This is a genomic window from Microbacterium sp. Root166, from assembly GCF_001427145.1.
GTDB lineage: Bacteria > Actinomycetota > Actinomycetes > Actinomycetales > Microbacteriaceae > Microbacterium.
Map to the genome: position 1 here is coordinate 134,007 of NZ_LMGL01000004.1, position 13,367 is coordinate 147,373.

Annotated in this window: 11 protein-coding genes and 1 tRNA gene; 10 read left to right on the forward strand and 2 right to left on the reverse strand. The window is 70.7% G+C overall.

Annotated features, from left to right (window positions below):
* Nucleotides 1-60: 60 nt before the first annotated feature.
* A tRNA-Arg gene (locus tag ASD56_RS14930) sits at nt 61-133 on the reverse strand.
* A 44-nt stretch (nt 134-177) separates the two neighbouring features.
* Nucleotides 178-987, reverse strand: a complete 810-nt coding sequence (locus ASD56_RS14935) for an SGNH/GDSL hydrolase family protein (protein WP_082541520.1) — start codon at nt 985-987, stop codon at nt 178-180.
* A 138-nt stretch (nt 988-1,125) separates the two neighbouring features.
* Here ASD56_RS14935 and ASD56_RS14940 point away from each other — a divergent pair, with 138 nt between their 5' ends.
* The 10 genes from ASD56_RS14940 to ASD56_RS14985 all read left to right on the forward strand — a co-directional run bounded on the left by ASD56_RS14940 (nt 1,126) and on the right by ASD56_RS14985 (nt 13,264).
* On the forward strand, nt 1,126-1,989 hold the full coding sequence (locus tag ASD56_RS14940) for a transglutaminase-like domain-containing protein (protein ID WP_055967629.1): 864 nt from the start codon (nt 1,126-1,128) through the stop codon (nt 1,987-1,989).
* Nucleotides 1,990-2,028: 39 nt separating this feature from the next.
* Complete coding sequence (locus ASD56_RS14945) at nt 2,029-3,696, forward strand: arginine--tRNA ligase (RefSeq protein WP_055967632.1); 1,668 nt, start codon at nt 2,029-2,031, stop codon at nt 3,694-3,696.
* Nucleotides 3,697-3,699: 3 nt separating this feature from the next.
* Nucleotides 3,700-4,521 (forward strand): LmeA family phospholipid-binding protein, encoded by an 822-nt coding sequence (locus tag ASD56_RS14950; protein WP_055967634.1) that lies wholly within the window; start codon nt 3,700-3,702, stop codon nt 4,519-4,521.
* Nucleotides 4,522-4,675: 154 nt separating this feature from the next.
* Nucleotides 4,676-6,097, forward strand: a complete 1,422-nt coding sequence (gene lysA / locus ASD56_RS14955) for a diaminopimelate decarboxylase (protein WP_235565741.1) — start codon at nt 4,676-4,678, stop codon at nt 6,095-6,097.
* The gene (locus ASD56_RS14960; protein ID WP_055967640.1) at nt 6,094-7,413 is read left to right on the forward strand and encodes a homoserine dehydrogenase; all 1,320 of its coding nucleotides are present in this window, start codon (nt 6,094-6,096) and stop codon (nt 7,411-7,413) included. The genes lysA and ASD56_RS14960 overlap by 4 nt, the downstream gene beginning before the upstream one ends.
* A gap of 1 nt (nt 7,414) precedes the next feature.
* Nucleotides 7,415-8,503 (forward strand): threonine synthase, encoded by a 1,089-nt coding sequence (gene thrC, locus ASD56_RS14965; protein ID WP_055967643.1) that lies wholly within the window; start codon nt 7,415-7,417, stop codon nt 8,501-8,503.
* Nucleotides 8,500-9,447, forward strand: a complete 948-nt coding sequence (gene thrB / locus ASD56_RS14970; protein WP_055967646.1) for a homoserine kinase — start codon at nt 8,500-8,502, stop codon at nt 9,445-9,447. Before thrC ends, thrB begins: the two co-directional genes overlap by 4 nt.
* 195 nt (nt 9,448-9,642) lie before the next feature.
* The gene (rho, locus tag ASD56_RS14975; protein ID WP_055967650.1) at nt 9,643-11,637 is read left to right on the forward strand and encodes a transcription termination factor Rho; all 1,995 of its coding nucleotides are present in this window, start codon (nt 9,643-9,645) and stop codon (nt 11,635-11,637) included.
* An 18-nt stretch (nt 11,638-11,655) separates the two neighbouring features.
* Nucleotides 11,656-12,735 (forward strand): peptide chain release factor 1, encoded by a 1,080-nt coding sequence (gene prfA, locus ASD56_RS14980; RefSeq protein WP_055967653.1) that lies wholly within the window; start codon nt 11,656-11,658, stop codon nt 12,733-12,735.
* Nucleotides 12,736-12,862: 127 nt separating this feature from the next.
* Nucleotides 12,863-13,264, forward strand: a complete 402-nt coding sequence (locus ASD56_RS14985; protein WP_055967656.1) for a hypothetical protein — start codon at nt 12,863-12,865, stop codon at nt 13,262-13,264.
* Nucleotides 13,265-13,367: the final 103 nt, after the last annotated feature.

Sequence of the window (13,367 nt, forward strand, 5' to 3'; positions counted from 1 at the left end):
CTGCGGACGCCGCGGCAGAACGCGAAACGGCCGCCCCTTCGGGACGGCCGTTTCGTGTTGTGCCCCCGACTGGAATCGAACCAGCGACCTTTGGTACCGGAAACCAACGCTCTATCCCCTGAGCTACGGAGGCGTGCCGATCGAGATTACCACTCCGGCGGGGTGGTTCCCGCCGGGTCAGGGGGCGGTGATCTCCTCGTCGAGGGGAGCGTCCGCCACGACCTCGGTGGCCGCGCGCATGTCGTCGAGCGCCTCGGCGACGCGCTCCGCGAGGTAGGCGTGACCCGCGTCCGACGGGTGGTCGCGTCCGATCGGGCCGGTGTCGATCACGTCGAGATAGTTGGCCTCGGTGATCCAGCCCTCGGCGATGGGTGAGATGTACCACCAGCCGCGGGCGGCGGCGAGCTCCGCGAGATCGGCGTCGATACGCGCCGTCGCCTTCTCGACAGGGAGCACCTGCGGCGCCGGGCCGAGGATCACGATCGTGGCGTCGGGGTAGCGGGCCTTCAGCGCATCCCAGACGGCGGTCACGGCATCCCGATATCCCGTCGCCGGCAGCCGCCGATCGTTGATGGAGCCCTCGAGGATGATGAGATCGGGGTCGAGCGAAGGGTCGAGTGCGGCGACGCGCTCGCCGTACGAGCCGCCGTCGAGGCCGGGCTTGAGATAGCCGCTGCCGCGCACGCCGTCGACGATGCCCTGCCAGCCGAGCTGCTCGCTCAGTCGGTAGGCGAAGCCGAGCGTCGGGACGGTGGCGGCGGAGCCGTAGACCCACGAGTCGCCGAAGACGAGCACGCGGGCGTTCCCGGGCAGTTCGAGCGCCGCCGGAACAGCCTGGGGGAGCGCGACCGACTCGGCCGCGACAGGCGCCGAGGGGACGATCCACGGACGCCACATGCCGAGCGCGCAGACGATCGCGACGGCGAGCGCGGCGCCGAGGAGCGGCAGCCACGGACGCCGTCCGCGGGAGCCTCCGGGCGCGTGCATGCAGAGAGGGTACGTCACGTGAACCTGAAGCGACGCCCGGAGGAACGAAAGGTGTGCAGAACCCGCGCAGATCCTGAGCGATCGCCGGATCCGGCGCTCACGGCAGAAGCACTCGATCCGGCGTGCGAGGATATCTCGGTGCAACGCGTCGTGACCGCCGAACTGGACCTCGATCTGGGGTCGTCCGTCGACCTCATCTTCCAGATCACGGCGGCCCAGGGAGCACCCCTCAGCAGCGAGCAGCTCACCTTCACGCAGGGCGATCGCGTCTACACGCCGACCGAGATCGTCGACCAGTCGGGCAGCCGCCTGCACCGGCTCCTCGGCGAGGCGGGGCGCCTCGAGATCCGCTACGAGGCGACGGTGGACGGGGCCGCCACGTCGAGCCGCACGAGCGACCTCGAAGCCATCACCTACCTGCGCCCGAGCCGGTACTGCCAGTCCGACGAGGTCTTCCAGCAGGCCCGGCGTCAGTTCCGCGGACTGTCCGGTCACGACCTCATAGCCGCGGTCTCCAACTTCGTCGCCACGAGCACGACGTACACGCCCGGCCTCAGCCAGGGCACCGACAGCGCCGTGACCACTCTGATGACCGGCCAGGGCGTCTGCCGCGACTACGCCCACGTGGTCATCGCGCTCCTGCGGGCCATGGACATGCCGGCCCGGTACGCCGCCTGCTTCGCACCGGGTCTGCAGCCGATGGACTTCCACGCCGTGGCCGAGGCGTACCTCGACGGCGCCTGGTACGTCATCGACGGCACGCGCCTGGCGAACCGCAACTCCCTCGTGCGCATCGCGACGGGGAGGGATGCCGCGGACTGCGCGTTCCTCAGCTACCACGGCGGCTACGTCGGACTGGAGCGCATGCGCGTCGACGCCTGGGTGCTGCCCGACGACCTCGATACCGATGCGACCCGCTCGCTCGACCCTGCCGCCCGGATCGAGGGCGTGGGGACCGATCCGGCGCTCGACGACTTCACCTCGCTGGTGCAGCTGGCCTGAGAAGGGGCGCCGGGTGCCGCGAACTAGACTGGTGCGGCTATGAATCCCGAAGCCCTCTCCGCCGCCCTGCTCGCCGTCGTCGCCCCGCTCGTCGAGGCGCGCCGACCCGGCGCGGCCGAGGGTCTCACCGCCGCAGACCTCCCGCTGGAGCGCCCCAAGAACCGCGATCACGGCGACTGGGCATCCAATGCGGCGCTCAAGCTCGCCAAGGTCTCGGGCGCGAACCCGCGCGAGCTGGCGGCCGAGATCGCCGACGGCCTGACCGCGGTCGAGGGCGTCGCGAGCGTCGAGGTGGCCGGTCCCGGCTTCATCAACATCCGACTGGATGCCGCAGCCGCCGGCGCGCTCGCGAAGACGATCGTCGATGCCGGCGCCGCCTTCGGCGCCAACGACAGCCAGCGCGGGAACACGATCAACCTCGAGTTCGTGAGCGCCAACCCCACCGGCCCGATGCACATCGGCCACACCCGCTGGGCGGCGCTGGGCGACTCGATGGCGCGGCTGCTGCTGGCCAGCGGCGCGACGCTCGTGCGCGAGTTCTACATCAACGACGCCGGTGCCCAGATGGAGCGCTTCGGCCTCTCGGTGCTGGCTGCGGCCAAGGGCGAGCCGACCCCGGAGGGCGGCTATGCGGGCGGCTACATCGATTCGCTCGCCCAGCGCGTGCTCATCGCACGGCCCGATCTGCTCGAGCTTCCGGCAGACGAGCAGGCCGGCATCGCGCGTGACCTCGCGTACGACATGCAGCTCGGTGAGCTGCAGGCATCGCTGCAGAAGTTCAACGTGCATTTCGACGTGTGGTTCTCCGAGCGCACTCTCCACGCCAAGCCCGCCGACGGCGGGCCGAGCCTCGTCGACGAGGCCGTCGACAGGCTGCGCGAGCAGGGGCACGTGTTCGACCAGGACGACGCCGTCTGGGTGCGCACGACCGACTTCGGCGACGACAAAGACAGGGTGATCCGTCGCTCCAACGGCGAGTACACGTACTTCGCCGCCGACGCCGCGTACTACCTCAACAAGGGCGACCGCGGCTTTGCTCACAAGATCTACCTGCTCGGCGCCGATCACCACGGCTACGTGCACCGGCTCAAGGCGCTCGCGGGCGCGGCCGGCGACGATCCCGAGAAGGACGTCGAGGTGCTCATCGGCCAGCTCGTGTCGATCAACGGCGCGCGGCTGAGCAAGCGGGCCGGCAACATCATCGAGCTCGACGACCTGCGCGAGTGGATCGGCACCGATGCGCTGCGCTACTCGCTCGCCCGCTATCCCGCGGACTCGCCGCTGACCCTGGACCCCGAGATCCTGCGCAAGCGCACCAACGACAACCCGGTCTTCTACGTGCAGTACGCCCACGCGCGCACCCACAACGTCGGCCGGAACGCGGCGGCGTCGGGCGTGGACCGCTCGGAGTTCGCCCCCGAGCTGCTCGAGCACGAGACCGAGTCGGCGCTGCTCGGTGCGCTGCAGGAGTTCCCCCGCACGGTGGCGTTCGCCGCCGAGGTGCGTGAGCCGCACCGCGTCGCGCGCTACCTCGAGGAGCTCGCGGGTCTGTATCACCGGTGGTACGACAACTGCCGGGTGATCCCGCTGGGCGACGAGCCGGTGGAGTCCGTGCACCGCACGCGCCTGTGGCTCAACGACGCCACCGGACAGGTGCTGCGCAACGGACTGGACCTCCTGGGCGTGAACGCGCCGGAACGGATGTAGACGATGAGCGCCGGAGACACGCAGCCCACGGTGCCCCTGTACGACGCGCCCGCCGACGAGCCCGCCCCGCGCCGACGCGGCCGGGGGTGGCCGTGGCTCATCGCGCTCGGCATCGTCGTCGTGCTCGCCGTCGTTGCGTGGTTCGCGGCGGAGGCGATCGCGCGCGACCTGGTGGCGCAGACCGTTCGCACCGAGATCCGCGAGCGCCTGTCGCTGCCGGCGGACCACGAGGTCGATGTCACGGTGACCGGCGCGGTGATCCCGCAGCTGATCGGCGGAAGCCTCGATGAGATCACCGTCTCGTCCGATGACGTGCCCGTCGGGCAGTTCGAGGGAGACGTCACGGTGACCGCGTACGGCGTGCCGCTCCAGGAGGGCGTCGATATGAGCGGCGCCACCGCGACGGTCACGCTCGACGCCGCGCAGCTGCAGGCGCTTCTCGGCACGATCGACGGCTTCCCGGCCGACAACGTCGGTCTCGCCGAGCCCGACGTGACGATTCAAGCCGAGCTGGCGCTCTTCGGCGTCTCGTTCCCGGTCGGCGTCGCGCTGACGCCGTCCGTCGCGGACGGCGACATCGTCCTCACGCCGTCGTCGTTCGAATTGGCCGGGGCGCAGATCGACGCCACGGAGCTCAGTGAGCAGTTCGGCCCGATCGCCGACGTGGTGGTGCGGGACTGGACGGTGTGCCTGGCCCAGTACATCCCAGCCGGCGTCACCCTCACCGGCGTCCGCGTCGAAGGCGAGGTCCTGATCGCCGATGCCGACGTCGACGGGGCGATCGTCACCGACCCCGAGCTGCAGGCGAACGGCTCCTGCGACTGAGGCGTCGCCCGGCGTCACACATCACGGGGCGGGCATGGCCGTTGCTCTAGACTGCAAGGGCTGTCCGGCCCGTGATCCCTCCGGCCGCAGAACACGCGCCGATCCGGTCGTCCGGACGGCTCAGCGTCGAAGCTCGAACCGATTGGTCCCACCCGTGTCCGCCCCTCCGCAGTCCCGCACCCTGGCACCGGCATGGCTGGTGGCGCCGCACGAGGCCAACGGCCTCGCTCCGCTCGTCTGGCCGAGCAGTGCGACGCGCGACGAGACCGGCGTGCTCGTCGTCGGCGGCATCCCCGTCACGCGGCTCCAGGAGCAGTTCGGCACCCCGCTGTGGGTCATCGACGAGGACGAGGTGCGCGCCCGCGCCCGCGAGGTGCTCGAGGCGTTCCGTTCGGCGGCGGCCCGTCATGGCGTGCAGGCTCGCGTGTACTACGCCGGCAAGGCGTTCTTGAGCGCCGAGGTCGTCCGGTGGGTCACCGACGAGGGTCTCGCCGTGGACGTGTGCACCGGCGGCGAGCTGGCCGTCGCGCTCGCGGCGGGCGCCGACCCCGCGCGACTGGGCTTCCACGGCAACAACAAGAGCGTCGCCGAGCTCGAGGCCGCCGTCTCGGCGGGTGTCGGATCGATCGTCATCGACAGCCTCATCGAGATCGAGCGCCTCGCCGCGATCGCCGCACGCCACGGGATCACCCAGCAGGTGCTGCTCCGCGTCAACAGCGGCGTGCACGCCGAGACGCACGACTTCCTCGCGACCGCTCACGAGGACCAGAAATTCGGCTTCACGCTCTCGGATGCCCCGGCCGCCGTCGCGCGGATCCGCGAGGCGTCGGGGCTCGAGCTGGTGGGCCTGCACTGCCACATCGGCTCGCAGATCTTCGGCACGGCCGGGTTCGAAGAGTCGGCGGCCCGCATCGTCGAGCTCCACGCCTCGCTGCTCGCCGGCGGCGATCTGCCCGTGCTCAACCTCGGCGGCGGGTTCGGCATCGCCTACACCTCCGTCGACGACCCAACCCCGATCGACCGGCTCGCCGTCGGCATCGCCGACGCCGTCGCCGTCCAGTGCGAGGTGCGCGGCATCCCGATGCCCAACCTGGCGTTCGAGCCGGGCCGCGCCATTGTGGGCCGTGCCGGGGTCACCCTGTACGAAGTGGGCACGACCAAGCCCGTCGAGGTCGGCGAGGGCGCGCAGCGCCTGTACGTGAGCGTCGACGGCGGCATGAGCGACAACCCCCGGCCCGCCCTCTACGCGGCGGACTTCTCGGCTCGCCTCGCCTCACGCACGAGCGGGGCCGAGCCGGTGCTCGTCCGCGTGGTCGGCAAGCACTGCGAGTCCGGCGACGTCGTCGTGGACGCGGAGTACCTGCCCGGAGACGTCGCACCCGGAGACCTGCTCGCCGTACCGGCCACCGGCGCGTACTGCTTCTCGCTCGCGAGCAACTACAACTACGTCCCCCGTCCGCCCGTCGTGGCGCTGCGCGGGGGAGAGGCACGCGTGATCGTGCGCGGAGAGTCGATCGACGACCTCCTCGCCCGCGACGCGGGCCTCGCAACGACCCCCAGGGAAGGGATCGCATGACCGATTACCGACGTCTTCGCGTCGCGCTCCTCGGAGCCGGCTCCGTCGGCTCGCAGGTGGCCTCGCTGCTGCGCCAGCATGCCGACGAGCTCGCCGATCGTGCCGGAGCCCGGCTTGAGCTGGTCGGGATCGCCGTGCGCGACGTCGACGCGCCGCGCGATGTCGAGCTGCCCCGCGAGCTGCTGACCACCGACGCGGAGTCGCTCATCATGGGCGCCGATATCGTAATCGAACTCATGGGCGGGATCGAGCCGGCGCGCACCCACCTGCTTCAGGCGATCAACTCCGGCGCCGACGTCGTCACCGCCAACAAGGCGCTGCTGGCCACGCACGGGCCCGAGATCTTCGACGCGGCCGACCAGGTCGGCGCCGAGGTGTACTACGAGGCCGCCGCGGCCGGGGCGATCCCGATCATCCGTCCGCTGCGCGACTCCCTCGCCGGCGACCGCGTGCAGCGGATCATGGGCATCGTCAACGGCACCACGAACTACATCCTCGACCGCATGGACACCGAGGGCGCGGAGTTCGGCGACGTGCTCGCCGACGCCCAGCGCCTCGGGTACGCCGAGTCCGACCCGACGGCCGACGTCGAGGGCTACGACGCCGCGCAGAAGGCGGCGATCCTGGCGAGCCTGGCGTTCCACACCACCGTGCCGCTGGACTCGGTGCACCGTGAGGGCATCACCTCCATCGACAAGTCCATGATGGACGCCGCCCGTCACGCCGGCTACGTCGTCAAGCTGCTCGCGGTGTGCGAGCGCCTGACCGGCGGAGAGGGCGAGGGCGAGTCGATCTCCGTCCGTGTCTATCCCGCCCTCATCGACCGTGCCCACCCGCTGGCCACCGTGCACGGCGCCAACAACGCCGTGTTCGTCCAGGCCGAGGCCGCGGGCAACCTCATGTTCTACGGTGCTGGAGCCGGCGGCGTGCAGACGGCGTCGGCCGTCCTCGGCGACGTCGTCTCGGCCGCTCGCCGGCACATCGCCGGAGGCGTCGGGGTGGGCGAGTCGACGCTGGCGAACCTCCCGATCGTCCCGATCGGGCACGTCACCACGCGCTACCAGATCACCCTCGAGGTCGACGACGAGCCGGGCGTGCTGGCGACCGTCGCCGGCACCCTCAGCGAGGGACGCGTCTCGATCGCGACCGTCGAGCAGACCGTCGTCCACGAGGCCAATGGCGGCCCCGGCGTGGCGCGACTGGTGATCGGCACTCACAAGGCTTTGGAGCAGGACCTCAGCGAGACGGTCGACCGTCTCGCCGCGAGCGGCGTCGTCGAGCGCGTCGTCTCGGTCCTGCGTGTGGAAGGAGACTGACATGGCACACGTCTGGCGCGGAGTCCTGCGTGAATACGGCGATCGTCTGGGCGTCACGGATGCCTCGACCGTCGTCACCCTCGGCGAGGGCGGCACGCCGCTCCTGCCCGCCCCCTCACTGTCGCGCCGCACCGGCACCGACGTGTGGATCAAGTACGAGGGCATGAACCCCACGGGCTCCTTCAAGGACCGCGGCATGACCGTGGCCGTCTCACGGGCCATCGAGCACGGCGCCAAGGCCGTGATCTGCGCGTCGACGGGCAACACGTCCGCCTCCGCCGCCGCGTACGCGGCGCACGCCGGCATCACCGCGGCAGTGCTGGTGCCCGAGGGCAAGATCGCCATGGGCAAGCTGAGCCAGGCGGTCGCCCACAACGGCCAGCTCATCCAGATTCGCGGAAACTTCGACGACTGCCTCGAGATCGCGCGCGAGCTCGCCGACCACTACCCGGTGCACCTGGTGAACTCCGTCAACCCTGACCGCATCGACGGGCAGAAGACCGCCGCGTACGAGGTCGTGGAGCAGCTCGGAGACGCGCCGGACTTCCACTTCATCCCGGTGGGCAACGCCGGCAACTACACGGCGTACACGCGCGGCTACCGCGAAGAGGCCGACCGCGGCATCTCCACGCGCGTTCCCCGCATGTTCGGCTTCCAGGCCGAGGGCTCCGCCCCTCTGGTGCGCGGCGAGGTCGTGAAGAACCCCGAGACGGTGGCCAGCGCCATCCGCATCGGCAACCCGGCATCGTGGGATCTGGCGCTCGAGGCGCGAGAGGCGACGAACGGCTGGTTCGGCGCGATCGACGACGAGCGCATCCTCGCGGCGCAGAAGCTCCTCGCCGGCGAGGTGGGCATCTTCGTCGAGCCCGCGTCCGCGATCAGCGTCGCGGGTCTGCTGGACCGCGTCGAGGCCGGCATCGTGCCGAAGGGCGCCCGCGTCGTGCTCACCGTCACCGGCCATGGCCTCAAGGACCCGCAGTGGGCCCTGCGCAACGCCGACGGCAGCCAGGTCGAGCCCACCGTGGTCGACGCGGCCACCTCGGACGTGGCATCCGTTCTCGGCTTGAAGCCCGTCGGGACCCCCGCGTGAACGCAGCCGTCGCCCCGGCACCGGGGCGTCGGGTCGTCGTGCGGGTTCCTGCGACCAGTGCCAACCTCGGCCCCGGATTCGACACCCTCGGCCTGGCGCTGAGCGTGTACGACGAGCTCGATGTCACGGCGCTGCCCGAGGGCGAGCTCGAGATCGCGGTCACCGGAGAGGGCTCCGAGGACGTCCCGCGCGACGCCTCGCACCTCGTGGTGCGGGCGATCGCCTACGCCTATGAGGCGGTCGGCAGGCGGATGCCGGGACTCCGGCTGCACGCGCACAACGTCATCCCGCACGGTCGGGGCCTCGGCTCGTCCGGCGCCGCCGTGGTCTCCGGGCTGCTCGCCGCCAAGGGCCTCCTCGACGGCGAGGTCGAGCTCGGCCCCGACGCACTGCTCCGTCTCGCGACCGAGCTCGAGGGCCACCCCGACAACGTCGCGCCGGCGCTGTTCGGCGGCCTGACGATCGCGTGGGTCGACGAGCAGGGCCCGCAGCACAAGAAGCTGCTCGTCCACCGCGGTGTGTCGCCCCTGGTCCTGGTTCCCGGGTTCACGATGTCGACCGAGGTGGCGCGCAGCCTGCAGCCGCTGCAGGTTCCGCGTGAGGACGCGGTGTTCAACGTCTCGCGCTCCGCGCTGCTGATCGCCGCACTGACCCAGAGCCCGGAGCTGCTGCAGGCCGCGACCGAGGACAAGCTCCACCAGAACTACCGCGCGAGCGCCATGCCCGAGACCGACATGCTCGTCCGGGCCCTGCGCGCGCAGGGCTTCGCGGCGGTCGTCTCGGGCGCCGGACCCAGTGTCCTGGTGCTCGCCGACGGTCCCGGCCGCCGGCTCGAGGCGGCCGCTCTGGCGGCCTCTGCGGCCGACACCCCGTGGGAGCCGCTCATGCTGGCCGTCGACTTCAAGGGTGGTACAGTGAGGGAGTACGCGGAGGGTTCCACGTAAATCGTGAATCTGGCCTCCGTCGCAATTCTGCGAAACCCCGCACGACCCCCACTTCCTGCTGACGGTCTCTGAGCGCCATCGCGGTACTCATACCGATCGAAGGTCGCGACTTTCGTCGAAGGGTCGGGCAGACGTCTGCACTGCAGCGCGTCGCGTGCGGTCGTGCATATCCATTCGTTTGACAAGGGAGAACTCGTGGAGTCCATCTCCGAGATCCACATCGCCGATGCCGACGCCGAGCGCACGGAAGCGCTCGACACTGCCGCAACGGTCGACAACACCACCGACGCGACCGAGGTCGCGCCGTCTGCCGCAGAGGAGGCCGAGGCCCCCGCCGCGGCCGACGCGCCGGCCGACGAGGCCGCCGCCGCTGAGGCGCCGGTCGAGGCTCCGGCCGCGGAGGAGGCGCCCGCCGCCCCGGTGAAGGCGCCGCGCAAGCGTGCGCCGCGCCGTGCCAAGACGGCCGACGTCGTCGCAGAGCCGGCCGCCGAGACTCCGGCAGCCGACGCCGCCGCAGAGCCGGCATCCGCCGAGCAGGCCCGGGCCGAGGCCGCCGCCGACGAGGCTCCGGCCGAGGCGCCTGCCGCTGAGGCATCCGCTGCCGCCGTGCCCGACGAGGCACCCGCTGACGCGGCGCCTGCCGCCGCGGCATCCGTCGACGCGCCCGCCGAGGCGAAGCCCGCCGACGCCGCCGAGGGCGACTCGTCCGAGCAGAACGCCGACGCCGGCGCAGAAGAGGGCTCGTCGCGCAGCCGCAGCCGCAGCCGCAGCCGAAGCCGCAACCGCAACCAGAACGGCCAGGGCGACGCACCCGCGAACGACCGCGCCCAGAACGACCGCTCCCAGAACGGTCGCGGCCAGAACGCGCCCGCCGCCAAGGAAGCTCCCGCCGCGGCATCCGCCGACGCCGACGACGAGCAGTCGCAGGGCAACGGCCGTGGCCGTCAGCGCAACAAGCGCCGTGGCGCTCCGGCGCAGACCGGTGACGAGTTCGAGACCGAGATCGGCGAGGACGACGTCCTCATCCCGATCGCCGGCATCCTCGACGTGCTCGACAACTACGCGTTCGTGCGCACGTCCGGCTACCTGCCGGGCACCAGCGACGTCTACGTCTCGCTCGGCCAGGTCAAGAAGTACAACCTCCGTAAGGGCGACGCCGTCGTCGGCGCGATCAAGCAGCCCCGCGAGGGCGAGCAGTCGAGCCGCCAGAAGTACAACGCGCTCGTCAAGGTCGACGCGATCAACGGCCTTTCGGTCGAGGATGCCGCGACCCGCGTCGAGTTCGGCAAGCTCACGCCGCTCTACCCGCAGGAGCGCCTGCGCCTCGAGACCGCGCCCGAGAAGCTGACCCAGCGCATCATCGACCTGGTCGCCCCGATCGGCAAGGGCCAGCGCGGACTCATCGTCGCGCCGCCCAAGGCCGGCAAGACCATCGTGCTGCAGCAGATCGCCAACGCGATCGCGACGAACAACCCCGAGGTCCACCTCATGGTCGTGCTCGTCGACGAGCGGCCCGAAGAGGTCACCGACATGCAGCGCACGGTGAAGGGCGAGGTCATCGCCTCGACCTTCGACCGGCCCGCCGAAGACCACACCACCGTCGCCGAGCTCGCCATCGAGCGCGCCAAGCGCCTGGTGGAGCTCGGCCGCGACGTCGTCGTGCTGCTCGACTCGATCACGCGTCTCGGCCGTGCGTACAACATCTCGGCCCCGACCTCGGGTCGCGTGCTGACCGGCGGTGTCGACGCCTCGGCGCTGTACCCGCCCAAGCGCTTCTTCGGCGCCGCGCGCAACATCGAGAACGGCGGATCGCTCACGATCCTCGCGACCGCGCTCGTCGAGACCGGCTCCAAGATGGACGACGTGATCTTCGAGGAGTTCAAGGGCACGGGCAACAGCGAGCTGCGCCTCAGCCGTCAGCTCGCCGACAAGCGCATCTTCCCGGCGGTCGACGTCAATGCGTCGAGCACCCGTCGCGAAGAGATGCTGCTGTCGGCCGACGAGGTCAAGATCACCTGGAAGCTGCGTCGCGCCCTCGCGGGCCTCGACACCCAGCAGGCCCTCGAGGTCGTGCTGGGCAAGCTCAAGGAGACGCAGTCCAACGTCGAGTTCCTCGTGCAGATGCAGAAGTCGATCCCGGCGCCGACCGGTGGCGGCCACAGCCACGCGAACGACAACAGCATCCGCTGAGCCCCGGAGGCCTTCCGAGTGTTGGATTCGGTCAAGCCGCTGCTCGAAGAGCACAAGGCGGTTCAGGAGGAGCTCTCCGACCCTGCGGTGCACGCCGATGCGGTGCGCGCCAAGCGGGTGAACCGCCGCTACGCCGAGCTCTCGCGCGTCGTGAAGGCCTACGAGGACTTCGTCGCGGCATCCGATGATCTGGAAGCCGCGCGCGAGATGGCGCGCGAGGACGAGTCCATCGCGGCCGAGGTGCCGGCGATGGAAGAGGAGCTCACGGCTGCTCAGGAGCGCCTCCGGCGTCTGCTGATCCCGCGTGACCCCGACGACGCGCGCGACGTGATCATGGAGATCAAGCAGGGCGAGGGCGGCGCCGAGAGCGCTCTGTTCGCGGCCGACCTCCTGCGCATGTACCTGCAGTACGCCGCGTCGAAGGGCTGGAAGACCGAGCTCCTCGAGCGCAACGAGTCCGACCTCGGCGGGTACAAGGACGTCCAGGTCGCGATCAAGGGCTCGAGCGCCGACCCCGCCCAGGGGGTGTGGGCGCACCTCAAGTACGAGGGCGGCGTGCACCGCGTGCAGCGCGTGCCGGCGACCGAGTCGCAGGGGCGCATCCACACCTCGACGACCGGAGTGCTCGTCTTCCCCGAGGTCGACGAGCCCGACGAGGTCGAGATCAACCAGGCCGACCTCAAGATCGACGTCTTCCGCTCGTCCGGTCCGGGCGGCCAGTCGGTCAACACGACGGACTCGGCTGTCCGCATCACCCACGTGCCGACGGGCATCGTGGTCTCGATGCAGAACGAGAAGTCGCAGCTGCAGAACCGCGAAGCGGGCATGCGCGTGCTGCGCGCCCGGCTGCTGGCGCGTCAGCAGGAGGAGCGGGATGCCGCGGCCTCCGATGCCCGCAAGTCGCAGATCCGCGGCATGGACCGGTCCGAGCGCATCCGCACCTACAACTTCCCCGAGAACCGCATCGCCGACCACCGCACCGGGTACAAGGCGTACAACCTCGACCAGGTGATGGACGGCGCGCTCGAGCCGATCGTCGAGTCCGCGATCAAGGCCGACGAAGAGGCCCAGCTCGCGGCTCTGGCCTCCGACGACTGACCGGGCCTCGCGAAGGTCTCGCCAGATTCGTCTGTGCGAATCGTACGTTTGCGCACGCCTCGAGAGTCGGTGTCGCACAAACGAGTGGCCCGCGCGCCGCGGGGGAGCGCGCCGCTAGGCTTCGGTCGTGCTCACGTTCCTCATCCGCGCCGCCATCTTCCTGGTCTCCGCGGCGCTCGGCCTGATCGCCGCGGACCTCATCCTCGAGGGATTCCACATCGACTGGAGCGACTGGTGGGGCTTCGTGCTCGCCGTCGTGATCTTCGCGGTGATCCAGAGCGTCCTGGCGCCGTGGGTCTTCAAGCTCACGCATCGCCACGCTCCGGCGCTGCTGGGCGGCATCGGCATCATCTCGACGTTCGTCGCGATCCTCGTGGTCGTGCTGATCCCGAATGCCGGCATCGGCATCTCGCAGCCGATCGCCTGGATCCTGGCGCCGGTCATCGTGTGGCTCGTCACGGCCCTGGCGACGTGGCTGCTGCCGCCGCTGTTCATCAAGAAGAAGGTCGACGAGCGCCGCGACGCCTGACTCCTCCCCAGCCTCCGCCGTCAGGCGGATTCATCTGTGCGAAAACGACGTTCCGGGCCGGACTGGCGCGCGGTTTCGCACAGATAGGCGCACCACCCGCGGC

Coding starts and splice junctions, on each gene's coding strand:
- ASD56_RS14935 (WP_082541520.1), bottom strand. CDS start 987: ATGCACGCGCCCGGAGGCTCCCGCGGACGGCGTCCGTGGCTGCCGCTC.
- ASD56_RS14945 (WP_055967632.1), top strand. CDS start 2,029: ATGAATCCCGAAGCCCTCTCCGCCGCCCTGCTCGCCGTCGTCGCCCCG.
- ASD56_RS14950 (WP_055967634.1), top strand. CDS start 3,700: ATGAGCGCCGGAGACACGCAGCCCACGGTGCCCCTGTACGACGCGCCC.
- ASD56_RS14960 (WP_055967640.1), top strand. CDS start 6,094: ATGACCGATTACCGACGTCTTCGCGTCGCGCTCCTCGGAGCCGGCTCC.
- thrC (WP_055967643.1), top strand. CDS start 7,415: ATGGCACACGTCTGGCGCGGAGTCCTGCGTGAATACGGCGATCGTCTG.